This window comes from Candidatus Brocadiia bacterium, from assembly GCA_041658285.1.
Lineage (GTDB): Bacteria > Planctomycetota > MHYJ01 > JACQXL01 > JACQXL01 > JBBAAP01.
In genome coordinates this window covers 1-22,658 of record JBBAAP010000003.1, presented here as the reverse complement: position 1 = coordinate 22,658, position 22,658 = coordinate 1, and the positions used below count along the sequence as shown (strand labels likewise).

General features: G+C 52.2%; 28 protein-coding genes and 1 pseudogene. 10 read left to right on the top strand and 19 right to left on the bottom strand.

The features are described from left to right. Window positions 1–45 precede the first annotated feature (45 nt). The 5 genes from WC980_03990 to WC980_03970 all read right to left on the bottom strand — a co-directional run bounded on the left by WC980_03990 (window position 46) and on the right by WC980_03970 (window position 4,922). On the bottom strand, window positions 46–675 hold the full coding sequence (locus WC980_03990) for a DapH/DapD/GlmU-related protein (GenBank protein ID MFA5794210.1): 630 nt from the start codon (window positions 673–675) through the stop codon (window positions 46–48). A gap of 106 nt (window positions 676–781) precedes the next feature. Continuing rightward, window positions 782–2,752 carry an acetate--CoA ligase gene (gene acs, locus WC980_03985; protein MFA5794209.1) on the bottom strand — a complete coding sequence of 657 codons (1,971 nt, stop codon included), beginning with the start codon at window positions 2,750–2,752 and terminating at the stop codon, window positions 782–784. A 180-nt stretch (window positions 2,753–2,932) separates the two neighbouring features. Continuing rightward, the gene (locus tag WC980_03980; GenBank protein ID MFA5794208.1) at window positions 2,933–3,160 is read right to left on the bottom strand and encodes a sulfurtransferase TusA family protein; all 228 of its coding nucleotides are present in this window, start codon (window positions 3,158–3,160) and stop codon (window positions 2,933–2,935) included. Next, entirely contained in the window at window positions 3,157–3,642 is a 486-nt protein-coding gene (locus WC980_03975; GenBank protein MFA5794207.1) for a DsrE/DsrF/DrsH-like family protein, read from the bottom strand. The genes WC980_03980 and WC980_03975 overlap by 4 nt, the downstream gene beginning before the upstream one ends. 44 nt (window positions 3,643–3,686) lie before the next feature. Beyond that, complete coding sequence (locus WC980_03970) at window positions 3,687–4,922, bottom strand: cysteine desulfurase family protein (protein ID MFA5794206.1); 1,236 nt, start codon at window positions 4,920–4,922, stop codon at window positions 3,687–3,689. 471 nt (window positions 4,923–5,393) lie between these two features. On the opposite strand from WC980_03970, the gene mscL reads away from it, so the two are divergent. After that, window positions 5,394–5,846 (top strand): large conductance mechanosensitive channel protein MscL, encoded by a 453-nt coding sequence (gene mscL, locus WC980_03965; protein ID MFA5794205.1) that lies wholly within the window; start codon window positions 5,394–5,396, stop codon window positions 5,844–5,846. Between the two features lie 285 nt (window positions 5,847–6,131). Here mscL and WC980_03960 read toward each other — a convergent pair whose 3' ends face one another. The 14 genes from WC980_03960 to WC980_03895 all read right to left on the bottom strand — a co-directional run bounded on the left by WC980_03960 (window position 6,132) and on the right by WC980_03895 (window position 15,258). Further along, complete coding sequence (locus WC980_03960; protein ID MFA5794204.1) at window positions 6,132–6,944, bottom strand: ZIP family metal transporter; 813 nt, start codon at window positions 6,942–6,944, stop codon at window positions 6,132–6,134. 12 nt (window positions 6,945–6,956) lie between these two features. Further along, window positions 6,957–7,814 carry a 2-oxoacid:ferredoxin oxidoreductase subunit beta gene (locus WC980_03955; GenBank protein MFA5794203.1) on the bottom strand — a complete coding sequence of 286 codons (858 nt, stop codon included), beginning with the start codon at window positions 7,812–7,814 and terminating at the stop codon, window positions 6,957–6,959. Window positions 7,815–7,852: 38 nt separating this feature from the next. Then, the gene (locus WC980_03950) at window positions 7,853–9,571 is read right to left on the bottom strand and encodes a 2-oxoacid:acceptor oxidoreductase subunit alpha (protein ID MFA5794202.1); all 1,719 of its coding nucleotides are present in this window, start codon (window positions 9,569–9,571) and stop codon (window positions 7,853–7,855) included. 288 nt (window positions 9,572–9,859) lie between these two features. Then, on the bottom strand, window positions 9,860–10,288 hold the full coding sequence (locus WC980_03945) for a ferritin-like domain-containing protein (protein MFA5794201.1): 429 nt from the start codon (window positions 10,286–10,288) through the stop codon (window positions 9,860–9,862). 151 nt (window positions 10,289–10,439) lie between these two features. Continuing rightward, a complete protein-coding gene (locus tag WC980_03940; protein MFA5794200.1) occupies window positions 10,440–10,775 on the bottom strand; it encodes a rubredoxin in 336 nt (111 codons plus the stop codon). 149 nt (window positions 10,776–10,924) lie between these two features. Beyond that, window positions 10,925–11,083: a rubredoxin gene (locus tag WC980_03935; GenBank protein ID MFA5794199.1), complete on the bottom strand. Its 159-nt coding sequence runs from the start codon at window positions 11,081–11,083 to the stop codon at window positions 10,925–10,927. Between the two features lie 129 nt (window positions 11,084–11,212). Continuing rightward, window positions 11,213–12,826 carry a serine/threonine-protein kinase gene (locus WC980_03930; protein MFA5794198.1) on the bottom strand — a complete coding sequence of 538 codons (1,614 nt, stop codon included), beginning with the start codon at window positions 12,824–12,826 and terminating at the stop codon, window positions 11,213–11,215. After that, window positions 12,810–12,962: a hypothetical protein gene (locus WC980_03925; GenBank protein MFA5794197.1), complete on the bottom strand. Its 153-nt coding sequence runs from the start codon at window positions 12,960–12,962 to the stop codon at window positions 12,810–12,812. Before WC980_03925 ends, WC980_03930 begins: the two co-directional genes overlap by 17 nt. 3 nt (window positions 12,963–12,965) lie before the next feature. Then, on the bottom strand, window positions 12,966–13,589 hold the full coding sequence (gene wrbA / locus WC980_03920) for an NAD(P)H:quinone oxidoreductase type IV (protein ID MFA5794196.1): 624 nt from the start codon (window positions 13,587–13,589) through the stop codon (window positions 12,966–12,968). A 63-nt stretch (window positions 13,590–13,652) separates the two neighbouring features. Beyond that, window positions 13,653–13,871, bottom strand: a complete 219-nt coding sequence (locus WC980_03915; GenBank protein MFA5794195.1) for a YHS domain-containing protein — start codon at window positions 13,869–13,871, stop codon at window positions 13,653–13,655. A gap of 87 nt (window positions 13,872–13,958) precedes the next feature. Beyond that, window positions 13,959–14,153: a DUF2934 domain-containing protein gene (locus WC980_03910; protein ID MFA5794194.1), complete on the bottom strand. Its 195-nt coding sequence runs from the start codon at window positions 14,151–14,153 to the stop codon at window positions 13,959–13,961. Between the two features lie 114 nt (window positions 14,154–14,267). Next, window positions 14,268–14,795 (bottom strand): DOMON domain-containing protein, encoded by a 528-nt coding sequence (locus WC980_03905; GenBank protein MFA5794193.1) that lies wholly within the window; start codon window positions 14,793–14,795, stop codon window positions 14,268–14,270. A gap of 85 nt (window positions 14,796–14,880) precedes the next feature. Then, window positions 14,881–15,033: a hypothetical protein gene (locus WC980_03900; protein MFA5794192.1), complete on the bottom strand. Its 153-nt coding sequence runs from the start codon at window positions 15,031–15,033 to the stop codon at window positions 14,881–14,883. A 15-nt stretch (window positions 15,034–15,048) separates the two neighbouring features. Then, a complete protein-coding gene (locus WC980_03895; GenBank protein ID MFA5794191.1) occupies window positions 15,049–15,258 on the bottom strand; it encodes a hypothetical protein in 210 nt (69 codons plus the stop codon). A gap of 491 nt (window positions 15,259–15,749) precedes the next feature. Between WC980_03895 and WC980_03890 the strand changes: the two genes are divergently transcribed. From WC980_03890 to WC980_03850, 9 genes and pseudogenes are all read left to right on the top strand, one after another. After that, the gene (locus tag WC980_03890; protein ID MFA5794190.1) at window positions 15,750–16,166 is read left to right on the top strand and encodes a PilZ domain-containing protein; all 417 of its coding nucleotides are present in this window, start codon (window positions 15,750–15,752) and stop codon (window positions 16,164–16,166) included. Between the two features lie 71 nt (window positions 16,167–16,237). Further along, window positions 16,238–18,445: a diguanylate cyclase gene (locus WC980_03885; GenBank protein ID MFA5794189.1), complete on the top strand. Its 2,208-nt coding sequence runs from the start codon at window positions 16,238–16,240 to the stop codon at window positions 18,443–18,445. A gap of 17 nt (window positions 18,446–18,462) precedes the next feature. Continuing rightward, on the top strand, window positions 18,463–18,789 hold the full coding sequence (locus WC980_03880) for a carboxymuconolactone decarboxylase family protein (GenBank protein ID MFA5794188.1): 327 nt from the start codon (window positions 18,463–18,465) through the stop codon (window positions 18,787–18,789). After that, entirely contained in the window at window positions 18,786–19,841 is a 1,056-nt protein-coding gene (locus tag WC980_03875; GenBank protein ID MFA5794187.1) for a bifunctional methionine sulfoxide reductase B/A protein, read from the top strand. The genes WC980_03880 and WC980_03875 overlap by 4 nt, the downstream gene beginning before the upstream one ends. A gap of 218 nt (window positions 19,842–20,059) precedes the next feature. Next, a complete protein-coding gene (locus tag WC980_03870; GenBank protein ID MFA5794186.1) occupies window positions 20,060–20,251 on the top strand; it encodes a hypothetical protein in 192 nt (63 codons plus the stop codon). A gap of 94 nt (window positions 20,252–20,345) precedes the next feature. Beyond that, a complete protein-coding gene (locus tag WC980_03865; GenBank protein ID MFA5794185.1) occupies window positions 20,346–21,167 on the top strand; it encodes a dienelactone hydrolase family protein in 822 nt (273 codons plus the stop codon). Window positions 21,168–21,217: 50 nt separating this feature from the next. After that, the gene (locus WC980_03860) at window positions 21,218–21,796 is read left to right on the top strand and encodes a hemerythrin domain-containing protein (GenBank protein MFA5794184.1); all 579 of its coding nucleotides are present in this window, start codon (window positions 21,218–21,220) and stop codon (window positions 21,794–21,796) included. Between the two features lie 115 nt (window positions 21,797–21,911). Further along, window positions 21,912–22,328 (top strand): rhodanese-like domain-containing protein, encoded by a 417-nt coding sequence (locus tag WC980_03855; GenBank protein MFA5794183.1) that lies wholly within the window; start codon window positions 21,912–21,914, stop codon window positions 22,326–22,328. A 65-nt stretch (window positions 22,329–22,393) separates the two neighbouring features. Beyond that, window positions 22,394–22,531: pseudogene (locus tag WC980_03850) on the top strand (rubredoxin). Window positions 22,532–22,658: the final 127 nt, after the last annotated feature.

The window sequence follows — 22,658 nt, the reverse complement described above, 5'->3', positions numbered from 1 at the left end:
TCCAGCCGGATATCCGGCGATAGTAACGGACAAATTAATTAGCTCTTATCGAGAATATGGCTTTTTAGACAGGCCGGTAACGCACTCAAGGTTCTTGGTTTTATTGTGTACCCGGGCCGGATTGCCGTAAGCTACGCTGTAGGCCGGGATGTCGCGGCTGACTACCGAGCCTGAACCGATTACCGCGCCCGTTCCAATCGTAACGAATGGCAATATAGTGCTGTTAACGCCTATCTGAGCGCCTTTTTTGATAATAGGTCCGCGCATGCATTTGCCGGATGATTCACAGCCCGGATGTATGTCGTTGGCTATGCTGACGCCCGGTGCGATAAAGACGTTATCTTCAATTACCGTGAACTGGGCGATGTAAACATTGGAATGTATTTTTACATTATCGCCTATTCGGCAGCCGTAATCTATGATTGAATTGCTCCAGATGGAAAGGTGGTCGCCGATAGTGTTTTCTTCGCGGATAATGACGTTATGGCCGGTAGCCAGGCTAGTGCCGATGTTTGAGCCGGAGTAGATGACGCTGCCTGAGCGGATATATGCGTTGTTGCCGATAGTTAAAGTATGGTCAGCGATCTTGCGGGGCGTTTTATAACCCACCAGGGCGCCTTTTTCCACGGTGCAACCCCGGCCCATTTTAACTTTGACCTGGTTATTCTTTTTCATATAGCGCAGGTATAAATTATTTGTAGGGCGCTGTCAATTAAAACTATCGGTCCAATAAAAAAGGGGCGGCATTTTCAGCCGCCCCTTTTAAGGGTTGGATTCGTATTTATTTCCGAGCTTGTTTCATTAAGTCTATTTCGGTCTTGTAGCCGGTGATAATGTTGGCCACTACCGACGGATCGGCCAGCGTGGAGATATCGCCCAGGTCGGTGGTTACGCCTTCGGCCACTTTCCTGAGAATACGCCTCATTATCTTGCCGCTACGGGTCTTGGGCAGGCCCGGTGCAAACTGGATGACATCCGGCTTGGCAATCGGCCCGATGACTTTATTGATATGCACGGATAGTTCTTTCTTGATATCTAAAGAACCTTCAATGCCGCCTTTGAGGGTGACATAGGCATAAATGCCCTGGCCCTTGATGTCGTGCGGATAGCCGACCACGGCTGCTTCAGCCACCTTGGGATGCGCCACCAGGGCGCTTTCCACTTCGGCCGTGCCGATACGGTGTCCGGAGACGTTGATGACGTCATCCACCCGGCCCATCAGCCAGTAGAAACCTTCCTCGTCCAAACGAGCGCCGTCGCCGGTGAAATAAACGCCAGGGAAACGGGTGAAGTAGGTGTCAAAGAAGCGTTTGGGATCCTTGTAGACGCCTCTCATCATGCCCGGCCAGTCCTGCTTGATGACCAGGTATCCGCCTTCGTTGGGCTTGACCTTCTTGCCCTCGGTATTGACCACTTCCGGGACCACGCCGAAGAACGGCATCGAAGCCGAACCAGGCTTGACCGGAATCGCGCCCGGCAGCGGAGTAATCAGGATGCCGCCGGTCTCGGTCTGCCACCAGGTATCCAGAATCGGGCAGCGGCCTTTGCCGACGTTGTTGTAATACCACATCCAGGCTTCGGGGTTAATCGGTTCGCCCACGCTGCCTAAAATCCTCAAAGAAGGCATGGCGTGCTTCTTGGCCCATTCGTCGCCGGCTCCGGCCAGCGCTCTGATGGCTGTCGGTGCGGTGTAGAAGGTGGTGACATTGTGCTTCTCGACCACTTCCCAGAACCGGTCCGGCTTGGGATAAGTCGGGATGCCTTCGAACATTACTTCGGTGACGCCGGCGGACAGCGGTCCGTAGACGATGTAGCTGTGCCCGGTTACCCAGCCGATATCGGCCGTGCACCAGAAGATGTCTTCCTTATGGCAATCGAATATGTACTTAAAGGTCAGATAGGTGTAAACCAGGTATCCGCCGGTGGTATGCACCACGCCTTTGGGCTTGCCGGTGCTGCCCGAGGTATACAGGAAGAACAGAGGGTCTTCCGCGTCCATTTCTTCCGGCTTGCAATAATCGGCGATATCCTTTTCGTTCATCAGGTCATGCCACCAGGCATCGCGGCCCGGTTTCATGTTGACGTTGCCGTGGTCCCGCTTGAAAACTATCACCTTCTTGACGGTCGGTGATTTTTCCAGGGCCTTGTCGGCGGTTTCCTTCATGGGGATGTGCTTGCCGCCGCGGAAGCCGATGTCCGAGGTGATCATCAGCGACGAGGCGCAGTCGTTCATCCGGTCAATCAGGGCTTCGGCGCTGAATCCGCCGAACACTACGCTGTGGATGGCGCCCAGCCTGGCGCAGGCCAGCATGGCCACCGGCAGTTCCGGTACCATCGGCAGATAGATGGTGATGCGGTCGCCCTTTTTCACGCCCTGCTTCTTGAGCACGTTGGCGAACTTGTTGACTTGCTTGTAAAGATATTCGTAGGTCAGTTTATGGCTCTCGCCGCCGTCCGTTTCCCAGATGATGGCGACCTTATTCTTGGTGTCGCTTTCCATGTGACGGTCCAGGCAGTTGTAAGAGACGTTCAGCTTGCCGCCGGTGAACCACTTTATGTCGGCCTTGGCAAAATTACTGTCGCGCACCTTGGTCCATTTCTTAAACCAGTGCAGCTCGGAAGCCTGTTTGCTCCAGAAACCATCCACGTCCTCGATGGATTCCTTGTACATCTTCTGGTATTCAGCCATGCTCTTGATGAAGGCCTTATCCGAAACCGACTTGGGCGGCTCGAACTTGCGCTTCTCGTCCATTACCGACGAAATAGTCGTTGCATCGATCAGTTCATCGGCTTCCTTCTTCTTGTCGCATTTTCCACAACTCATATCAATCCTCCTTCTATTAATTGAAAATTTGCTATAAACGAGCCAGTGAAGATATTATATCCATTAAATTGTTCAAGTAAATTAAGCTATTTTCTGGAATGGGTCTAGTCATTTCTTAATCACGTAACCCTTGAGCAGCCGGTCGTCCTTTTCCATGCCCAGGAACTTGTGTCCGGCCAGATCGCACCAGTTAGGCAGGTCGCTTTCAAAACCAGGATCATCGGCTATGACTTCCAGCGTCTGGCCCGGTTTCATCCCGTCTATCTCCTGTTTGGTCTTTACGATGGGCATCGGGCAGAACAGGCCAACGCAGTCTAATGTTTTGTCAGACTTCATATAAACAGATTTATTTTGGATTTGCTCGCCTCGGCCAGGTAGGTCGACGCGCCGGCAAACTTGTCCACCTCGGGCCGGAGGTGTTCCTTGCCCAGCCCGAGCACGCCGCAGCTGGTGGTGCAGGCGATGTATTTGACCTTCAACTCCCGGGCCGCGGCCATCAGCTCTTCCAGCGAAGCCATCCGCGATTTCTTCATCAGCCGCCGCATCATCCAAGGGCCCAGCCCGAATATGTTCAGCCTGCTTATCGGCAGCGCCGCCGTGCTCATCAGGTTGAACATCTTCTGCATTATTCCCTGCGACGGGGTGACGGCGTACTTATTCCGCTTGAGGACGTTCAGCCCCCAGAAGGTAAAAAATATAACCGCCTCCATGCCGCTGGCCGCGGCCGTGGTGGCCAGCGTAAACGCGGCGATGGCCTTGTCCAGCTCGCCCGAAAACAGGATGATGGTCATCCTTTCCCGATTATCAGCATCGCTCATAAAATCCTGCTCATTCGCGTGCATTCGTGTTAAACGGTTCCCGGCTACGTCTCACAGCTTTCGTGGTCATGGTCGAAATCGGTGCCCGGCCCGGCCGCCTTGCGCTGACCGGTCTTCTTGAAATATGCGTAGAGCGGCGACATATCCCGCAGTTTCTGGACTATCGGCGGGAATTCACTCAGGATATAATCGATGTCCGTGGTCGAATTATATTTGGACAGGGTCATCAGCACCGAGCCCTGGGCCACAGCCGGGTCCAGCTTCAGCGCCGCCAGCACGTGCGACATCTTCAGCGCCTTGGACGAACAGGACGAGCCGCTGGAAACATAAATGCCCTGGCCGTCCAGGAATAACAGCATCGACTCGCCCTCGATGAACTCGATGGAAAAATTGACGTTATTGGGCATGCGCTTTTCCGGATGTCCGTTGAGATAGGCGTACTCTATCTTACCGGGCAGTTCGGTCATCAGCCGGTTACGCAGAACCAGCACCCTGGCCAGGTTGTCGGCCATCTCGGCCCTGGCGATGGCGCAGGCCTTGCCCAGCCCGACTATGGCCGGGATGTTCTCGGTGCCGGCCCGGCGCCCGTTCTCCTGGATGCCGCCGTCTATCTGGGGCGTCACCCGCACGCCTTTCTTAATGTAAAGCGCCGCCGCGCCGCGCGCCCCGTGAAACTGCGACCCGGCCAGCGACAGCATATCCACGCCAAGTTTGCTCACGTCCACCGGTATCGTCCCGGCCGAACAGACCGCGTCGGTATGGAAAAGCACCCCCTTGCTCCGGGTGATTTTTGATATCTCCTCTATCGGCTGGATGGTGCCGATTTCCGGGTTGGCCTGCTGGACCGAGACCAGCACTGTATCCTTGCGGATAGCATTGCCGACATCGTCCGGCGACACCAGCCCGTATTTGTCCGCCGCTACCGCCGTCACCTCGAAACCGGACTGCTCCAGCCGTTTGGCCGCGTTAAGAACCGAAAAATGTTCTACATTGGATATGACGATGTGTTTGCCCTTGTCGGCATTAGCCTGGGCCGCGCCCTTGACGGCCAGGTTGTTCGATTCCGAACCGCACGAGGTGAAATAAATCTCCTCGTCCTTGGCGTTGATAAGTTCGGCCGTCAGGTGCCGGGCGGCGTCCAGCGCCTCGCGCGTCTTCGAGCCCAACGAATGCATGCTCTGGGCGTTGCCGTAAATCTCCTTCAGGAACGGCAGCATCTCGTTATAGACCCGCTCGTCCATCCGGGTGCCCGAATGGTTGTCCAGATAAACCTGTTTCATAAGTTCACCTTTAGTTTGAGTCCATATTTAATTACAAGATGATTTTAGCGGGAAATTCCCTAAAAGTCAAGATTATTAGTGGCAGTTCGACCAAAGGGAGTTACTGCCACTTATCCCGATGAGCGAAGCATCATCGGGGCTAGTGCCGGTTTTTGACCAAAGGGAGTTACTGCCACTTATCCCGATGAGCGAAGCATCATCGGGGCTAGTGCCGGTTTTTGACCAAAGGGAGTTACTGCCACTTATCCCGATGAGCGAAGCATCATCGGGGCTAGTGCCGGTTCGACCAAAGGGAGTTACTGCCACTTATCCAGTCCGCAGGACTGGGCTAATGCCGGTTCGCCCCCCGCCTAGGCGGGACAGCAGAGCATCCTGCAAGGATAAACTCCGCGAGCTGGAGGTACTTTTTCCTTGACCCCGTATCAGCACAGAATACAATACAGTGATTATAATTAAGGAAGGAGCGGATTTATGATAAAAGAGTTTAAAGAGTTTGCCATGCGGGGCAACGTTTTGGATATGGCCATCGGCATCATCATCGGGGCCGCCTTCGGAAAAATCATTACCTCCATCGTCAGCGATGTGCTCATGCCGCCCATCGGCCTGCTTCTGGGCAAAGTTGATTTCTCCAACCTTTTTGCCGTCCTTTCAGGCGATGCCGCCGGCAAGACCGTCAATACTTTGGCTGAAGCCAAAGCCGCCGGGCTGGTAACCATCAATTACGGATTGTTCATCAACACCGTCATAGATTTCGTGATAGTCGCCTTTGTGATATTCATGCTCATCCGGCAGGTCAACCGGCTCAAAAAGGCCGACGTCAAGGCTCCGGCCGCGCCCAGCACCAAAGAATGCGCCTATTGTTATTCGGCCATTCCGCTCAAGGCTGTGCGCTGTCCGAACTGCACCTCCGAGCTTAAGGCATAGCCCGGAATGTAATCAAGAATTTCTTGCATAAATTTAGGGGTTTGTTATACTCCCAGCAGTTTTATTTGTTGTAGATCTGTGAAAATTAAGAATAAATACGGCCCTGAAGTATCATTTCTTAAAATGCTGCTGCAACACATAAAGATCTCGGGGTGACGCAAAGTTACCCTGCTCAAGCTTCAGGGCCTTGTTCTCTTAAATCCCGTCCCGATGTAAAATCGGGACGGGATATTTTATCATTTTCTTTTATCAAACATTATTTCCAGCTGTTTAATTTCGGTGTGTTTAGGTGAATGCCACGTCCAGTATCATCATCACCAGGAATCCGGCCATGGTACCGAGCGTGGCGATGTCGGGGTGGTCGTCCTGCTGTGATTCGGGGATGAGTTCTTCCACGACCACGAACATCATGGCGCCGGCCGCGAAGCCGAAGGCGTAGGGCAGGAGGGAGTTGACCATCGTTACGGCCACCACGCCGATGACGCCGCCCAGCGGTTCGGTCAGCGCCGAGAGCTGTCCGTACCAGAAGCTTCGCCCGCGCGTCATGCCCTGGCGGTGGAGCGGAAAAGAAATGGCCATGCCTTCGGGTATGTTCTGGATGCCCAGGCCGAGCGTCAATATTAATGCCAAAGGCAGGGCCGCGGCCGGCGCGCCGGAGGCCATACCGCCGAAGACCACGCCGATGGCCAGGCCTTCGGGAAAATTATGCAGGGTTATGGCCAGCATCAGCAGGACGCTCTGGCGCCAATGCGTCTTGATGCCTTCGGCTTTGACTTCGGGCAGTCCGATATGCAGGTGAGGCAGTATCCGGTCAATCGATGATATGGCCAGGACGCCGACGGTGAACCCGATGGCCGCCGGCAGCCAGGCCGGCAAAGGCCCGGACCGGGACATCTGTATGGCCGGGTCGAGCAGGGACCAGATGCTGGCTGCTATCATCACTCCGGCCGCGAATCCGAGCATGCCGTTCATGAATTGGCGGTTGACGCTTTTGGTTATGAATACCAGCGACGCGCCCAGGGCCGTCATTCCCCAGGTGAATGCCGTGGCAATAAGCACTTGGGACATCGGACTGAGCGAGGTGAATGTTTCCAGCATGCTTTATGAATATCAACCGGCCAGGAATTCGTCCATCAATTCGGTGATTTTTATTTTGTCGTGCGGCTGTTTGGCCAGGGCCGGGCCTTTCAATGCCGGCACGCGCTGGTGATAGGGCGTTTTGTCCTTGCGGTAAACCAGCCCGATGGGAATTTTATCGCCCCATTGGAGCGATTTGTCAAAGGCCTTGAGCCGGTCGGCCGGGTCGTAACCGGGCTCCTGGTTGACCTTATAAACCCGTTCGCGGTACCATTTGTAGGTATTGGTCTTGTTAAATGTAACACAGGGCTGGAGTATGTCCACCAGGGCGAAACCCGGATAGGCCGCGGCTTCTTTTATCAGCCCGGACAGGTGCTCGATGTCGCCGGCGAATCCGCGGGCCACGAAGCCGCAGTCCAACGCGATGGCCACGGCCAGCGGGTTGAACGGCGACAGCAGCACGCCGTAGTTCTGCACCTTGGTGACCATGCCGGCGTCCGATGTCGGCGATGCCTGGCCTTTGGTCAGCCCGTATATCTGGTTGTCGTGCACCAGCAGGGTGATGTCGACGTTGCGGCGGATGGCGTGGATGAAGTGGTTGCCGCCCTCGCCGTAGTTGTCGCCGTCGCCGCCCACGGCGATGACGGTCAGGTCTTTGTTGGCTATCTTGCATCCCTGGGCGACCGGCAACAGCCGGCCGTGCAGGCCGTCGAAACAGTTGCAGTTAAGGTAGTGGGGCAGTTTGGACGCCTGGCCGATGCCGGAAACCAACAGCACTTCGTGCGGCGCTTTGGACATGTCAACCAGCGCCTTCTTGACGGCGTTCAGGATGCCGAAATCGCCGCATCCCGGACACCAGGCTGGCTTGCTATTATTATCGAAAGCGTTCATAATTATTTCACCACAAAGGACACTAAGGACACAAAGTATTAGATTAGTTTGGCCTTAACCTGCTCAAGCAATTCTTCCACCATAAACGGCAGGCCGTCGTACTTGTTTACATTATATATGTTGGACATGCCGGTCTCGTTGCGTATCAGCCGGGCCAGCTGGCCGGTGGCGTTGTTTTCTATGACTATCAGTTTCTCAACCCCTTTGGTCAGCCGGATGAATTCGTCCTTGGGGAACGGCCAGACCTGTTTGAAGTGCATCAAGCCGGTCCGGTATTTATCATTGAGCAGTTGGGCGGCCTCTTTGCATACGCCGTAGTTCGAGCCCCAGCAGACCAGCAGGTTCTTGGTTTTGTCGTTCACCTCCACCGATGGCGCGATGACCTCTTTGTTCAGCCGGTCGTATTTACGCAGGCGCTTGTCGACCATATCGGTCCGGACGTCGAGGTCCTCGGTCAGGTGGCCGTCCTCGGTGTGCTCGTCGCTGTCAACCACCACCGGGTGCCGGGACTGGCCGGGCAGGGCCCGGGGCGAGATGCCCGACGGTGTTATCTGGTAACGCTTGTATTCGCTCAGCTTGGCCAGCTCTTCGTCGGTCATTATATATTTTGTAGTATCAACCTCATCGATGTTGAATGGCTCGAAATCCTGGTAGGCATCGGCCAGGTATTGGTCGGTCAGCACGAATACCGGTATCTGGTATTTGTCAGCTATCTGGAATGCCCGGGCCGTCAGGTAGAAACATTCCCGGGCATTGCCCGGAGTGAATATGGCCCGGGGAAATTCGCCGTGTCCGGCGTAGAGCGCGTATTCCAGGTCGGACTGCTCGGTCCGGGTTGGCAGGCCGGTAGCCGGGGCCGGCCGCTGTGCCAGCCCGATAACGATGGGCGTTTCGGTCATGGCCGCCAGGCTCAGGCCTTCGATCATCAGGGCGAACCCGCCGCCGGAGGTGGCCGTCATGGCCCGGGCTCCGGTGTATGACGCGCCCAGCGCCATGTTGATGGCCGCTATCTCGTCCTCGGCCTGCTCGACCACCACGCCCATCCGCTCGGAAGCCTCGACCATATAATTGAGGATGCCGGTGGACGGGGTCATCGGGTAGCCGGAGTAGAACTTGCATCCGGCCGCCAAAGCGCCCAGGGCGATAGCCTCGTTGCCGGTAGGTAAGATGCTTTTGCCGGCACCCGCTTTCCTTGCCAGTGGATAAGGGCATTGCGAGTGTAATTTACGGACGAAGTCGAACCCGGCCCGGGCGGCCTTGAGGTTCTTGTCCACCGTTTCGGCGTGCTTGCCGGCGCCGAAGAATCCGGACAGGGTCTTGGCCAGGATATCGAAATCACAGCCGACCAGGCCGATGACGGCGCCCATAGCCACCGAGTTGGCGAACAGCTTCTCGCCGCCGGCCTCCGCGGCCATATTCTCCATGGGCAGGGCGATGGTGTTCGGCCCGGTTGCGGGTTCCTTCATAGCGTCGCTGTTGCAGATGACGAAACCGCCGGGCGCGATGTCATTGCGGTAAAGCCGGAAGGTCTGGTCATCCATGGCGATGAGGAAGGTAATGGTTTTAGTGGCCGCTCCGATTGGTTGGTCCGAGAATCTTAAATAGAAAGACGAATGTCCGCCCCGGATACGCGATTCGTAATCCTGGACGGTAAAAATATGATAGCCGGCAGAGCAGAAGGTTTTGGCCAGGATATACCCGACACTCTGAAGCCCCTGCCCTGCCTCGCCCCCGATTTTGAGGGAATAGTCTGCCATGAAAGTTACTTCTTCTTGCCCTTCTTGGCTTTTGGCTTGGGTTTATTGCATCCACAACCGCATCCACTCATCGTAATCACCCGCCTTTCTCTTAGTGCCAGTTAGAGCAAAGCGAGTTACTGGCACTTTCAGCCAAAGGCTGATCAGCCTCCGGCTGAAGATCCAGTTATAAGCTGAGCTTAACTGGATACATACCTCGCTTTAAGTTACGAACTCTCGGATATTTCTATCAGCGCTTATCCTTACAGAAGGCTTTGCTCTCTGCGAAAATCCGCGTACTATTTAACGTTAAATCTCCTCCAGCAGGCTGATGAATGTATCGTGATGGTCTTCCTCGTCGCTCAGGATATTCCGAAAGAGCTGCTTGGTGACCTCGTCATCGTCCTTGGACGCCTGCTTGATAATCTGGTTATAGAGGGTGATGGCGCCTTCCTCGTCCTTTACGTCGCGGGCAATCATTTCTTTGAGTGTCTTGCCGACTAGGATAGGTTCCGGCTTGGTGGTGGGCATACCGCCCAGATAGAACAGCCGCTCGGCGATGGATTCGGCGTGCTTCATTTCCTCCACCGCGATGTCCTTAAGCGAATCCTTCACGGCGAAATGCTTTACGCCGCTCCAGAGCACGTGCTGCCACATATACTGTATCGATACCTGCATTTCCCGGGCAATCGCTTTGTTCAGCAGATCCAACATCTGCTGAGATGTCTTTCTGGCCATAAACGCTCACTTTCTCTTGGTAAGCTGATTTAACGGATTAAGCCGAATAATATAATCAGCTATATCAGCTGAATCCGCTTACAGCAAATTCTCTTGGTCGCACATTTTCACCACAAAGAGCTCTCTGTGTACTCTTTGGCTAATTATCGGCTTAACCCCATTTCCCCTTGCTGATATGGGTTTGGATTTCGGCCTTGATTTTCTGCTTGGCAAATGCGGCATCGGTCTTGAGCTGGTTGAAAATCAGGACACAGGCCGGGTCGAGGTTATCAGCGATGCCCTTATCGGCCAGCTTGATGACCTTGCTCATCATTGCTTCCAGTTTCATATGCAGGTCATTGGTCAGGCGCGACTTGTCTATAAGCTGGGCCTTATCATCCGGGATGAGGTTGAACTTATCCTTGGTGGCGCCGCATTTGGGGCACTTGTCGGGCGGATTCTCGCCGTCCCAGACATAGCCGCAGGTCCCGCAAAACCACTTCTTCATATTTGGGTACCTCCATTGTAAGCTGATTTAGCGGATATAGCAGATAAAACAATCAGTTAAATCTGTTCAATCCGCTTACAGCAATTTCTTCGTATTAATCTTTTACTATAAAAATAAATTATCCGAGTTTATCTGTGTAATCTGTGGCTCTACATTTTCTGGAACTGGTCCTTAGCCGAGCCGCACACCGGGCAGACCCAGTCATTGGGCAATGCTTCGAACGGCGTACCCGGCCCGATGTTGTGGTCCGGGTCGCCCTGCTCGGGGTCATAAACATAGCCGCAAGTAACACATTGCCATTTCGTCATAAGATATTGAATATATACTATAATTTTATAATAGTGTCAAGTAAACTATTTTCCGGACAGCCGTTTTGTTATCTCGGCCACGTGTTTACCCTGGAATCGCAACGGGGTTCAGGCCGGCAACAATGAATATCAGGCGCTTTTTGTGCCCAGTATTCGATTGAGTTCTATCTCAGTTGACTTTGCCTGATTCGGCTTGCTGCACTTTTTATATATCTCGATTAATACACGCAGGAGTATCAGGTATTGCGGATGCTTCTCGCCTAATTTGTTTTTCTCAATAATATTTAACGCTTGTTTGCAGGTTGCTTCAGCTTCGTCATATTTATGCATTTCCAAGTAAATATCAACTATATATTTCATAATCGGCCCAAGCGCTATATCGTTATCGCCTAGAACATCCTTTCTTATCTTTAAAGCATCTTGGTAATATGAAATGGCCTGGGCATAATCTTTTTTGGAATAATAGAGTCCACCCAGATAACTTCGTTGATTGGATGCCTGGACGCTTTTTGGTTTAAAATGCTTTTCCGTAAGCGATAGCGCTTCCTTATAGAGTGCTTCGGCTTTAATAAACTCGCCTATGCCGGCTTCGTAGATAATGGCAATTTCATTTAGAATCTCAACCAGCATGTAGGAATCTTTTCCGTAGGTAGTTCTCATTATTTGAAGTGCCCGATTAAAGAGGTTTTCGGCTGTGGCCAGGTCGCCCTTACGTAAATATAAAGAAGCCATTGAATTTAAATGGGGCACCAGCTTCTGGTGATTTTTACCGAGGGTTTTCTCAGCGTTGTCCAGCGACAGATGCATTTTTTCCAACTCGTCATTGTACTGTTTTGACTTTTCGGGCTCGGATTGTTTGGGTGTGGCCGTTGGTTTTACTTTTGCCGGCTCACTTTTCGGCGGAATTATTTCAGCAGGTGAAATGGCGCTTATCTGTACCAGTTTTTCCGAGTTGATAAGGCAGGTAACCCGGTCTGTTTTGATGTTCTCAAGGGCTCCAAGAAATTCTTCGGCGGTTTGGTATCTTTTATCGGGGTTGGAATCCAATGCCCGGCAGACTACCTGCCAAAGGTCATCGGCAATCGGTAAATCTTTCGGCGGTTTTAGATTGTTTGCCGTCAAGGGCGGCCGGGTTTGGGTTAATAATGTATATAATACCGCCCCCATAGAATAAATATCATGCCTGTAATCACGCTTGATATCGTTCCCGGAAAATATTTCCGGCGCCATATAAAGAGACGCCCCTAAAGGAGAGGATACTGTATTCAAACGAACGGTTCCGGCTAAGCCATAATCGCCTAATTTAACGTTATTATCCTTGATAAAGATATTGTCCGGCTTGATGTCAAAATGAACAATCTTATTGCGGTGAAGTTCCGCCAGCCCGTGTGAAATATCTTTGATTTTACTGATTGTCCAGTACGGGTGCGGCGGAACCCTTTTAGTGATTTCCGTCAGGCTCTCGCCCCAGTCCTCCATAATATAATATATTCCCAGTTCATGGTCTTCTTTGATGCTTAATACTTTCATTAGGTTAGGATGTTGGATTTGCGGCAATCTTTTGGCGGCTTCCAGTTCGGCCTTTTTGTCTTCTATGGTATCCCAGGCAAAGACCTTGATTACGTGCGTCTGGTATGTCTCCTGATGAACCGCCCTCAGGCACGCCGCCGCCGGGGTATAATAAATGTATTGCGGATCCGAATACCCCTTAAGCCGTTTCAATATTTCAGTAGGTGAATGCATAAAAAATAACAATAATACCGCTAATATGTTCTTTCAACATATCGTCGGGTCTGATTTTCCTGGCGCAGCCAGCAAAGTAGGTTTCTTCAGACAGGCTACCCGGAAGCGCCTTGTAAAACAGTTCATTTAATTCCATATGTTACATTCTACAACTAACCTTCATTTCGGACGTGATAGTAGCCACATACTTGCCCTGGAATTTGGCGATGGCCAGTTCGTTGTCGCTGGGCATCCGGGAGCCGTCCGGCCCGGCGATGGTCGAGGCGCCGTAAGGCGACCCGCCGGAGATTTCGGCCAAGGTCATCTGGCGCTTTTCGGAATAAGGCACGCCCACGATAACCATTCCGTGATGAAGCAGGGTCGTATGGAAATTGAGTATGGTCGATTCCTGCCCGCCGTGCTGGGTAGCCGACGAGACAAAGACACTGCCGATCTTGCCGATGAGCGCGCCCTTGGCCCAAAGTCCGCCGGTGGAATCCAGGAAGGCCCGCATCTGGGCGGACATCATGCCGAACCGGGTGGGTGTGCCGAAGATTATCGCATCGGCCTCGGCCAGGTTATCTACCGCTGCTACCGGGATATGGGCGAATTGTTTCTTGGCCTCCAGCGCACCCATATTAGCCAGGATATCGTCAGGCAGTGTTTCCGGGACCTGGTAGAGATTGACCTCGGCGCCGGCTACTTCACGGGCGCCGGCGGCCACCGCTTCGGCCATCCGGTAAATGTGGCCGTAGAAACTGTTAAAAATAATATTTATTTTCAGGCAGCACCTCTCTTTATTATAAAGCCGCCGAATTCAGTGAACGCCGTCGTGGCCGGGATTATTTTATCGGCCGGCATATTTTTCCGGGTTCTTCCTGAACTTCGGCGGACAATCATTACAGCAAAAATAATAAACCTCTCCTTTATATTCCAGCGCCGGCGTATCTCTGGTTACATGCACGGCGTCTTTGGTGACCGGACAAATGGCATCCAGGCCGACCTCGGAGTCTGTGATCCGGTGCGGTTTGACTTTATCGGTCGCTTCTTTGGTTTTTAATTTCATATTCCCCTCCTTCTTTTGTCGTTCAACACATTGAGTAACCGCACCCCTTGATTCTTTGTTTATAACAGACCGAGCCGGCTTCCGGCGTTATTTTAGTTTGTACCCGTTTTTCAGTTTGATTTCCCTTTCCGCCTCGAGCCAGTCGGTCATATCATTACCGTTTTTCTGTCCTTTTTTCTGGTAGAGTTCATAGGCGCGCTGCCTGATTTGTTCAGCCAGCTCCTGATGACTCAACGTCCGCATCGAGTTGTTTCGGTTGGTTTCCTGGTTTATCCTTGCCATAAAGGTCTCCTTTCAGCGCCGCCGGATCCCAGCCCGCCAGAATCATTCTGGCGGGAGGGCTGTCCGAGTCGGGCAGATTATTCCCCGGTTATTAAACAGTTTATTTTAAGCATATTATTTTATTTTAATGGACACCAAAGCCCTATCTGAATGGCGCAGAGTAAAATTATCAGCCCCGCCCTGAGCCAGGATTACATTATAAGTATTGCCAACCACCAGCACCTGGTCCTGCGGGTCGCCGGAATCAAGCGGCATCTTGAAGTTGATTTCGGTAACGCCGTTGGCTTCGGTTCCGCTTTTGGCTGTGACATTATCAATGGCATCGGCTTCATGGGTCATCATCCCGCTGCCGCAGTCATCACGAATAAAAACATTGCCGTTGCTGACATAGCCGATGATGATATTAGCGTCTTTCATGCCCACGCTCGGCTTAAAACCGACCGCGACCCAGCCGGCGGTTGAGGCGCTGAGTTTAACGGACAAGTCACTTTCGATCACGCTCCATTGCATGGTTACGCCGGCCGCCGTGACCTGGTTTTCGGCAGGTGCCGCGGGAATAGGGTTGCTGGCCTCGCCATTACGGTTGCACGCGCCAATCATTCCTATCCCGGTGCATAATAACACCCATAATATTCTTTTCATATTAGTTTATCCTTATAATGATTCTTCCAAGGCCGCCCACGGGTCGGCCAAACGTCACACCGAAACCGTTACCGCGGGATTCCGGTTAATTCGGTTGCTTAAACTGATACAGGGTATCGAAGCAATTATCCGGTTGAATCTCAGATTCGGGCAGATCGATCTCTATTACCAGTTTATGCCGTTCCTTATCCACATAGGCGACAGTATCCTCGCTCAATTGCACTTTGTTTTCTCCCATAGCATATTCCTTTCGTTAAAATTTATTGCTTTGTTGTTTATGTTTATTTATTTCGACCTCGGCCTGGTTTCTGATTTTATAAGCACTGTCGCGGATAATTCCATAAAGCACCAGGCATCCCGGGCATTCATCGTTGCTACAGGCCGTTTCGCCCTCATCAGCTAAGATGATAAGTTGCCCGTAGATGTCTAGCGCTTTTTGTAAATACTGGTGACATTTAATCATAGTCATGCCATAATATAAAGCAAATAGCGTGCCGAAGGATTAAATAAGGCGGTAAATATTACCGGTCGTTCCAGCAATGCAGTAAAACACTGTATTACACGACAGGTGCAATAAATATGGTGGAATATTAGAGTGTCTCACATATATGGGTAAATGAGACAGTGCATACGCCATAAGATATTAATTTTTTATATAACATCAAGTATATAATAGGGATATAATGTCTCATTTGTCTAAATGAGACAGTCAAGGCAAATAATCATTAACACATATTTACATAACCTTATATAGTGCATAATAATATAAATACCCTTTCTTATGAGTGTCTCATTTATATCCGCTATGATAAGACCCCAGGGAAAATATTATTTAACTACAGTACCTTCTTTATCGCTTACATATTAAGTGATTGCAAAGGTGCCCGGTAATATTACCGTATTAAAAATAATTCTGGCACGGTAATTGGTATATTAATCTAAAGGAGGACGAAAATGCTTGCTAATAGTACGGAACATCGGAATTATGAACGTTATCGCGTTAAGGACGGCGTGGTTAAATATAAGAAATACCATTTCCTCGGCCTCTTCGACAAGCTCTCCGCAAGACATCTCATCCTGGATATTTCACCCCAGGGGGTGCAGTTTGTCACCAGGGAGGAATTTAAGGAGGGGGCAAAGCTGGCGCTGGATATATCTGTTCCCTCATTGGATCAAGAGATAATTCATGCCCGGGGCCTGGTAATCTGGGTCAGGAAAGCGCCCGGACTGATGGCTTACGGCGTGGGCGTCAAATTCGTTTCGATGAAACAATCAGACCAGGATAAACTGAAATTGCTGCTCGAGAATAACGCCGCCAATAAAGTTAAGATTTCAGACAGTGCCTTCCTGAAGAAGATAAACAAGCTGTGATGTAAGGAATCGCGGCAGTTCCGGTTTTGATGGTTTTAATGATTAAATCGAATCATTAGATGGAAATTAATATGAACGGTTACGGCTTGATCGGCCAATGGTTTCAGGGAAATCTGGATATCGTCTTCTTTGTCTATGGGCTGGCCTTTATGTTGATGGGTATTGTCATCCTGGTCCAGCCCAGGAAGGCCAGCGGATTCAAGCTGACCGGTATCCTGTGGCTGCTGGGGCTGTTCGGAATAACCCACGGCCTGAATGAATTCCTGGATATGTGGGCTATTGTTAAGGGGCGGCATCCGGCCTTGGACCTGGTTCGCCTGGGCGTTCTTATCCCGTCTTTCTATTTCCTGTTCGAGTTCGGCCGGCAGCTTTTCCGCCTAAGCGGGTTAGGTTCTGACGGCTGGCGAAAAAGGATTGCTTTACTTCTTGAATGGTGGTTGATGCCGGTTATCGGACTTTTCATCATTATAGCCGCTCTTATGTCCCATGACTTTTGGGAGACCGGCAGCATCTGGACCAGGTATATCTTGGGCTTTTCCGGGAATCTTCTTACGGCCCTGGGGCTGGTCTACTATTACGAATACGAAAAATACAAATTAGAGTCCGTTAAGGTAAAAAGCTTTCTCCTCTGGGCCGGCATCGCATTTTTTATTTACGGCGTTTTGGGCGGGCTGGTCGTCCCGGCCGGTCATTTCTTCCCGGCCGACTGGATTAACGTGGAATCGTTCCTATCGGCCACCGGAATTCCGGTCCAGGTTTTCCGGGCCGCCTGCGCCATTATCATCGCCGTTTCAATTGGGCGGATACTCAACGCATTTAACCATAAAAGAACCGAACAACTCCTGAAATTCATTACCCTCAAGGAAAAAACCACCGAGGAATACCAAACCATCCTGCGCACCGCCCTGGACGGTTTCTGGATTATCGATATGCAGGGGCGTTTCCTGGATGTCAATGACGCCTATTGCCGCATGGTCGAATACAGCCGCGACCAACTCCTGAAAATGAGCATTGCCGATGTGGAGGCGTATCAATCGCCCCAGGAAATCGTCGCCAGCATCCGGACCGTGATGGAACACGGCTCGGGCCGTTTTGAAGTCAATCACCGTTCCAAATCGGGTCCTATTATCACGATTGAACTGTCCATCAACTATCTTAAGGATCAGGGGCGTTTCTTCGTCTTCGGGCACGATATCACCCGGCGCAAACGGATCGACAAGGAACTTAGCGATGCCTATGACAAACTCAATAATTCGATGAAGGTTTTGGGCCAGCACAACCTCGAAATAAACCTGCTCACCGAGATGTATATAATGCTCCAGGTATCGTTGACCACCGACGAGGCCTACAAGGTGGTCGGTGAATTCCTGCCCAAACTGTATCCGGAAAACCCCGGCGGGCTGTATATCTTCAATCCTTCGCGTAATTTAGCCGAACCGGTAATAGTTTGGGGTAAAAATACGGCCGAAGACTCGGTCTTTTCGCCCGAAGACTGTTGGGCCGTCCGGTTGGGCCGGGCTTACATGACCATAAACACGGCCGATACCCAAACCGGATGCCTGCACCACAAAAAAGTATCCGGCGCCTTGTTCTGCGTGCCGCTCATATCGCAAGGCGAGGTGTTGGGCGTGCTGAGCGTTGAATTCAGCCAGGCCGATATGGAGCCGCACAAAAAGACCCGGCTGGGGCAAAAAAAATACGTTATCATCAGCGCCGCCGAGCACATCGGGCCGGCCCTGGCCAACCTGAAACTGAGGGAAAAACTGCGGGATCTGTCCGTACGCGACCATTTGACCGGACTTTTCAACCGCCGTTATATGGAAGAGTCCCTGGAGCGCGAATTATTCCGTGCCCAGCGCAAAGATTCGTCCATCGGCATTATCATGATGGATATCGATAAGTTCAAGGATTTCAACGACCATTTCGGGCACGACCGGGGCGACGGCCTGATGCAGGTCATCGGCAAGTTCCTCCGGGACAACATCCGCGAAAGCGATATTGCCTGCCGCTACGGCGGCGAGGAATTCATCCTGATAATGCCTGACGCCTCGCTGGAATCGACCCTCCAGCGCGCCGAATACCTCCGGGAATCGTTCAAGCAGCTGCCGCATCAGGGCAACGAAGGCGTGACTATTTCTATGGGCGTGGCCGCCTACCCGATGCACGGCATCACGGCCGCGGAAATCATCAAGGCGGCCGATATGGCGCTTTACCGGGCCAAGGAGTCCGGACGCGACCGCGTTAACGTGGCGCCCGCGCCGCCGCAGAAACTGGAATAAAATGAAAGGAGCATCAAATGCCCAATAAAACACCCTGGTTTTTTAACCAAACGCCGCTGGCCGCCGCCTACCTGCATTTTTCCAACACGGCCAATCAGGAAACGGTCCTGGACACCAAAACCAAAGAACTCATCCGCCTGGCCGTGGCCTCGGTATTCAGATGCCACTATTGCGCGGAACACCATATCAAGGACGCCTTGGCCGCCGGAGCCACCAAACAGGAAGTGACCGAGGCGCTTCTTCTTTCAGCGCTCCAGGCCGCCGGCACCCAGTTGAATTGGGACCGGGAATTCTTCCGGGAACATCTGGCCGAAAATAACCCGGACAAAGATAAACCGTTATGAATGAAATAACCCGTAAATACGGCAGCATAGCCCTTATCATATTGCTGGCTACCATAACCTGGTGGTGCGACATAAAAGAAAACCCCAAAAATACGGAGGCCGAAATGGCGAAAACAAAGATATTCTTCAGCGATACGGGCGATGTCCGTGAGGTGGAACGGGTCGTCAAAACGCCCGAGCAATGGGAAAAGGTCCTGACGCCCGAACAGTTCCGCATCACCCGGCTCAAGGAAACGGAAACCCCCTTCGCCGGAAAATGCGAACTGCCCCCCAAAGGCCAGACCGGCGTTTACCGGTGCGTCTGCTGCGGCACCGACCTGTTCCTGGTCGGCGCCAAGTTCGAATCGGGCACCGGCTGGCCCAGCTTCTGGGAACCGGTCTCCGAACTGAACGTTAGGGAACAGCACGACCACAGCCTGGGTATGCACCGGATCGAGGTGCTCTGCGCCCGTTGCGATGCCCATCTCGGGCACGTCTTTGACGACGGCCCGGCGCCCACCGGCAAACGATATTGCATCAATGCGGCCGCGCTCAAGTTCGCCCCTATGGCCAAACCCAAACAGGGCAAGGTCGAGACGGCCGCCTTTGCGGCCGGTTGTTTCTGGGGCGTTGAAGCCGCTTTCAGGGAAATAACAGGCGTGGTCAGTACCACGGTCGGATATTCCGGCGGCCGCACCAAAAACCCCACTTACCAGGAAGTCTGCTCCGACCGGACCGGGCACGCCGAATCGGTCCGGGTGGAATTCATCCCCGGCCTGGTTTCTTATGAGAGCCTGCTCGAGCTCTTCTGGAGCATCCACGACCCGACCACGCCCAACCGCCAGGGGCCTGATATCGGCAGCCAGTACCGCTCCATAATTTTCTACCATACGCCCGAACAGCATCGGGCCGCCCTGGCATCCAGAAAAAAACTCGATAAATCCGGCAAATACAGCCGGACGATTGTCACCGAAATCATCCCGGCCGGCGAATTTTACCCGGCCGAGGAATATCACCAGCGCTACTATGAAAAAATCGGGAGCAAACTCTCCTGCCCGGCGCCGGGCAAATGAATCAATGCCGGCCCCGGTCGGAATGAGGTGATTCTTAGAAAAAACGCATTGAAACCCTTATGAGTAAAAGAAAATAAAATGTGTCCCTACAGGAGGCGGTAGACTCTGGTCTGCCCCGTGTACCTTGCGATAATATTACTATCCGAATGTGCGGATTCAGATGATTTAACATATGGGAAAAGAAAATTTAATTGTAGCGTTGTAAAGGAGACGGAATTATGAGCAAGATAATAACCTTTGAGTTGATTTCGGTGCTGGCCTCAGTCCTGGCATTCCGCGGGCTATGGCTCCTGATGGACAGATTGGCCTGGTTCAACAGCCCGGCCGGACTGGTCGTCAGCTTTACGTTGGGCATTATCATAATTGGCTGGTCGCTGAGATACATCCACAAATGCCTCAGAAGCAATTAAAACCCTTTTCGGCAAAGGTTATCCGGTGACACAGGGGAATTCGGGTATGGTGTCCCCCGAATTACAGGAATTACAGGAATAAGGGGGTGAAAATATGAAAAACGGAATCCTTATAATCTTCATAACGGCGATAATCATAATGACCGGGGTATCGGTCATCCTGCTTTCCAAATACAGCGACAAAATCCCGGAGAAGATAATATCGAAAAACGTGGACTACCAATGCAACGGCATACCCCTGGAAGGCTGTATTGCTTACGGCGATTGTATTTTAGGGAAACGTCCGGCCGTCATCATTGTCCACGAATGGGACGGCCTGGGCGATTACGTCAAAAGGCGTGCCGAAGAAATCGCCCGGCTGGGCTACCTGGCCTTCGGCGCCGATATCTACGGCAAAGGCGTCAGGCCCGGCTCGAGGGAAGAATCCGCCAAACTGGCCGGCACTTACCGGGCCGACCCGAAACTTATGCGCGAACGGATAACCGCCGCGCTGGAAGAGGTCAAAAAGAATCCGCTGGTTGATAAGGAAAACATAGCCGTTATGGGCTATTGCTTCGGCGGCGGCGTGGCCCTGGAACTGGCCCGGAGCGGCGCCGATATCAGGGGCGCCGTCAGCTTCCACGGCAGCCTCAATAACCTGGAACCGGCCGTTACCAGGACGATTAACGCCAAAATACTCATCCTGCACGGCGCCGACGACAGGTCCGTAACGCCCGAGGCCATCACCGCCTTTGAAAACGAGATGCGCGGCGCCAGGACCGACTGGCAGATGGTCATTTACGGCAACGCCGTGCACGGGTTCACCAATTCGGCCAACGGCAATGACTCGTCCAAAGGCGTGGCCTATGACCAGACGGCCGACCGGCGCTCGTGGGAAGCTATGAAGGGTTTCTTTAAAGAGATATTCCAAAAGTAATATTGCCCGGGAAGTTTTACCGGCCCCGGCCGGAGAAAGGACGTTGATTTATGTTACCCGTAGCGCCGCTGATGATAGAACACCGGCTGATTGAGCAGATGATAGCAGTCATCGAAAAACAAACCAACCTGTTCCGGCAGGCCGATATGGCCAACCCGGTTTTTATATACCGGGCCATCGATTTCATCCGCAACTATGCCGATCTGTGCCATCACGGCAAGGAAGAGGGCATCCTTTTTCACCAGTTGGCCCGGAAAAAACTGCCGCTCAAGCATAAACGCATTATGGACGAGCTGATAAACGAACATCACCAGGCCCGGGCCAAGGTCCAGGAACTGGTCCAGGCCAACCAAAAATACAGCGCCGGCGAACTGAAAGCCCTGCCCCAGATACTCAAATGCCTGGACTTCCTGGTTGACTTCTATCCTAAGCATATCGAAAAAGAAGACCAGCATTTCTTCCTGCCCTGCATGGACTATTTCAGCGCCGACGAAAAAAAGGTTATGCTCGGTGAAGAACGCGAGTTCGACCGGACTATGGTGCACCGGATATACCAGGACAAGGTCAAACAGACCGTCGAGCCGGACGTGGGCACCTGGTATTTCAGGAACTGCCGCCGGAAAGGATAATTGGTGATTGGCTTGGGGACAGACCCACATTCGGCAAATAAAAACCGGCAGATATCGTTGATCTGAGTGTTATGATTATTTATTCATATTCAGCAGACACTAAAGGAGAATCGCTATGAAAGCCAAGCTGTTTTTGATTTCCCTGTTAGCCGTTGCTAATTTATTCGGCTGCAATGACAAAACCGAGCCCGCCTCGCAGGCCGGCGGGCCAAAAGCCCAATACCACAAAATATCGGCGGACGAAGCCAAGAAACAGCTCGACGCGGATAATCGTATTATCCTGGTGGATGTCAGGACCGAGGCCGAATACAAGGACAAGCATATCCCCGGAAGCATTCTGCTGCCCGTTGACAGGATTGCGGAATTAGCGCCGGCGAAACTGCCGGATAAAGAAGCCAAGATTTTCGTCTATTGCCGCAGCGGCAACCGCAGTGAAGCCGCCAGCCAGAAGCTGATAGAATTAGGCTATAAAAATGTCTATGACTTCGGCGGAATAATCGACTGGAAGTACCAAACCGAGTCGGACAATTAGCGCCACTTATACAATCTGGAACAGGTCCACATTCGGCAGAATTTTTATTCTGAAAGGAGTAAAAGATGGATAAATGGCAATGTTTGGCCTGTCCTTACATTTATGACCCGGCCAAAGGCGACCCGGGCAACGGCATCCCGCCCGGCACTCCCTTTGAAAAACTGCCCGACGATTGGCTCTGCCCGGAATGCGGCGTGCCAAAAGTGTACGTCTTCAGCGCAAGTGATAGTTTTAAGGGGTTAAAACTAAGTTGCATTTCCGACTCCTGAAAATCTTCTACTATTTACTTTCTTTCTACGATTTAACGTTTCGTTTTTAACACCTTGCCTT

What these genes read in the sequence shown, in the direction of transcription:
- WC980_03925 (MFA5794197.1), bottom strand. Translation starts at nt 12,962, where the DNA reads ATGGAATTAAATGAACTGTTTTACAAGGCGCTTCCGGGTAGCCTGTCT.
- WC980_03980 (MFA5794208.1), bottom strand. Translation starts at nt 3,160, where the DNA reads ATGAAGTCTGACAAAACATTAGACTGCGTTGGCCTGTTCTGCCCGATG.
- WC980_03940 (MFA5794200.1), bottom strand. Translation starts at nt 10,775, where the DNA reads ATGAAGAAGTGGTTTTGCGGGACCTGCGGCTATGTCTGGGACGGCGAG.
- WC980_03880 (MFA5794188.1), top strand. Translation starts at nt 18,463, where the DNA reads ATGCCCAATAAAACACCCTGGTTTTTTAACCAAACGCCGCTGGCCGCC.
- WC980_03935 (MFA5794199.1), bottom strand. Translation starts at nt 11,083, where the DNA reads ATGACGAAATGGCAATGTGTTACTTGCGGCTATGTTTATGACCCCGAG.
- WC980_03870 (MFA5794186.1), top strand. Translation starts at nt 20,060, where the DNA reads ATGAGCAAGATAATAACCTTTGAGTTGATTTCGGTGCTGGCCTCAGTC.
- WC980_03855 (MFA5794183.1), top strand. Translation starts at nt 21,912, where the DNA reads ATGAAAGCCAAGCTGTTTTTGATTTCCCTGTTAGCCGTTGCTAATTTA.
- WC980_03975 (MFA5794207.1), bottom strand. Translation starts at nt 3,642, where the DNA reads ATGAGCGATGCTGATAATCGGGAAAGGATGACCATCATCCTGTTTTCG.
- WC980_03955 (MFA5794203.1), bottom strand. Translation starts at nt 7,814, where the DNA reads ATGAACGCTTTCGATAATAATAGCAAGCCAGCCTGGTGTCCGGGATGC.
- WC980_03865 (MFA5794185.1), top strand. Translation starts at nt 20,346, where the DNA reads ATGAAAAACGGAATCCTTATAATCTTCATAACGGCGATAATCATAATG.
- acs (MFA5794209.1), bottom strand. Translation starts at nt 2,752, where the DNA reads ATGGACGAGAAGCGCAAGTTCGAGCCGCCCAAGTCGGTTTCGGATAAG.
- WC980_03860 (MFA5794184.1), top strand. Translation starts at nt 21,218, where the DNA reads ATGTTACCCGTAGCGCCGCTGATGATAGAACACCGGCTGATTGAGCAG.
- WC980_03910 (MFA5794194.1), bottom strand. Translation starts at nt 14,153, where the DNA reads ATGGCAAGGATAAACCAGGAAACCAACCGAAACAACTCGATGCGGACG.
- WC980_03990 (MFA5794210.1), bottom strand. Translation starts at nt 675, where the DNA reads ATGAAAAAGAATAACCAGGTCAAAGTTAAAATGGGCCGGGGTTGCACC.
- WC980_03895 (MFA5794191.1), bottom strand. Translation starts at nt 15,258, where the DNA reads ATGATTAAATGTCACCAGTATTTACAAAAAGCGCTAGACATCTACGGG.
- WC980_03915 (MFA5794195.1), bottom strand. Translation starts at nt 13,871, where the DNA reads ATGAAATTAAAAACCAAAGAAGCGACCGATAAAGTCAAACCGCACCGG.
- WC980_03905 (MFA5794193.1), bottom strand. Translation starts at nt 14,795, where the DNA reads ATGAAAAGAATATTATGGGTGTTATTATGCACCGGGATAGGAATGATT.
- WC980_03950 (MFA5794202.1), bottom strand. Translation starts at nt 9,571, where the DNA reads ATGGCAGACTATTCCCTCAAAATCGGGGGCGAGGCAGGGCAGGGGCTT.
- WC980_03875 (MFA5794187.1), top strand. Translation starts at nt 18,786, where the DNA reads ATGAATGAAATAACCCGTAAATACGGCAGCATAGCCCTTATCATATTG.
- WC980_03945 (MFA5794201.1), bottom strand. Translation starts at nt 10,288, where the DNA reads ATGGCCAGAAAGACATCTCAGCAGATGTTGGATCTGCTGAACAAAGCG.
- WC980_03900 (MFA5794192.1), bottom strand. Translation starts at nt 15,033, where the DNA reads ATGGGAGAAAACAAAGTGCAATTGAGCGAGGATACTGTCGCCTATGTG.
- WC980_03960 (MFA5794204.1), bottom strand. Translation starts at nt 6,944, where the DNA reads ATGCTGGAAACATTCACCTCGCTCAGTCCGATGTCCCAAGTGCTTATT.
- WC980_03885 (MFA5794189.1), top strand. Translation starts at nt 16,238, where the DNA reads ATGAACGGTTACGGCTTGATCGGCCAATGGTTTCAGGGAAATCTGGAT.
- WC980_03890 (MFA5794190.1), top strand. Translation starts at nt 15,750, where the DNA reads ATGCTTGCTAATAGTACGGAACATCGGAATTATGAACGTTATCGCGTT.
- WC980_03930 (MFA5794198.1), bottom strand. Translation starts at nt 12,826, where the DNA reads ATGCATTCACCTACTGAAATATTGAAACGGCTTAAGGGGTATTCGGAT.
- WC980_03970 (MFA5794206.1), bottom strand. Translation starts at nt 4,922, where the DNA reads ATGAAACAGGTTTATCTGGACAACCATTCGGGCACCCGGATGGACGAG.
- mscL (MFA5794205.1), top strand. Translation starts at nt 5,394, where the DNA reads ATGATAAAAGAGTTTAAAGAGTTTGCCATGCGGGGCAACGTTTTGGAT.